The organism is Staphylococcus sp. MB377, from assembly GCF_001922505.1.
In the GTDB taxonomy this organism is placed as follows: Bacteria; Bacillota; Bacilli; order Staphylococcales; family Staphylococcaceae; genus Staphylococcus; species Staphylococcus haemolyticus.
The window spans coordinates 1-1,066 of the sequence record NZ_MAON01000056.1 but is presented as its reverse complement, the minus strand read 5'-3'; the positions used below and the strand labels follow the sequence as shown (position 1 = coordinate 1,066).

The window sequence follows — 1,066 nt, the reverse complement described above, 5'->3', positions numbered from 1 at the left end:
TTCCTCGCTAGTAGGTTGGTAGTTTTCAAAGTTAGCTTTCTTAATGTTGCTATCGGCGATCATGCTTTGTTGATGGAACATGAACTTCTTCTCATTTGCTTTATCCGCTTCGTATTTCGCCTGTTCTTGTTGTTGAAGCTTCTTACTATCGTTTTCAAGGAAGCATCGAGGGCAAACAACTTGTCCACCGAACCTCATCTTATACATGCTATGTGTATCGCACACATCAGAATCCATAGTCATATTCACCTTTTTGGCTATATCGGTTGGTATTGCTACCGCTGCTCTCTGCATTGTTCCTCGCTCCCTTTTTAGATTTCATTTTAATTGTTAGTTGGTCGAACTTTTCACGTAACTTTCTAGGAGATAAAATGTTACCTTGCCAGAACGGATCAGCTTGGCACCAATCAATAACATCCTTAATCTCTTGTGGTTCTCTGTTGTCACGTTCTCGCATTAATCTAAATTCATTTGCCCAATTATTGAAGTTAGGTTCTTTTTGCTTAGGATTGTTCCCCTTAATTTTTTCAAATAGATACTTAGCCCCATTAATGTCGCAAGTTTCAAACTTGTGACGGGAATATTTTTCTCTCTTCTTTTTATCTTTTTCTTTATCTAATTCTTTATCTTCTTCTATATCTGTATCGTCACGTGACGTCACGCAAACGTCATTTTCTTCAACCTTATTTTCTAGCGCTAATTGCTGTTGTTTCTTACGTTCACTGTACTTTTTGTTTCGTTCAGCATTCAATTGTTTTACACGTTCTAGCCCATCGATGTTCTGATGTTTCTCCCAATTCGAGATGCATATGTACTGATCATCAGTGATGTCTATCATTCCGAATTGCTTAAACGTTTGTAGTGCGAGTCTCACAGTTGCTATCGGTCTATTAAAAAGTGTTGAGAGCATTTCTTCTGTGAAAGGAATGTTTTCACTCAAAAAAATGTAACCATTGGCATTTGTTCTGCCCGCTTGAGACAACAATTTAATCCAAATGATTAGTAGTGTATCTGCATCTGGTAAACTTTCAATTAATCGAATCTTTTCATCTTCAAACATACTAGT

1 protein-coding gene and 1 pseudogene are annotated in these 1,066 nt (G+C 37.1%); both read right to left on the bottom strand.

Features of this window, described 5'->3' with window-relative positions:
• Window positions 1–243, bottom strand: a pseudogene (locus BB045_RS09830) (ATP-binding protein); the annotation flags it as partial.
• A partial coding sequence (locus BB045_RS09825; RefSeq protein ID WP_075140724.1) for a phage replisome organizer N-terminal domain-containing protein occupies window positions 227–1,066 on the bottom strand: 840 nt, incomplete at its 5' end. The gene BB045_RS09825 and the pseudogene BB045_RS09830, both read right to left, overlap by 17 nt.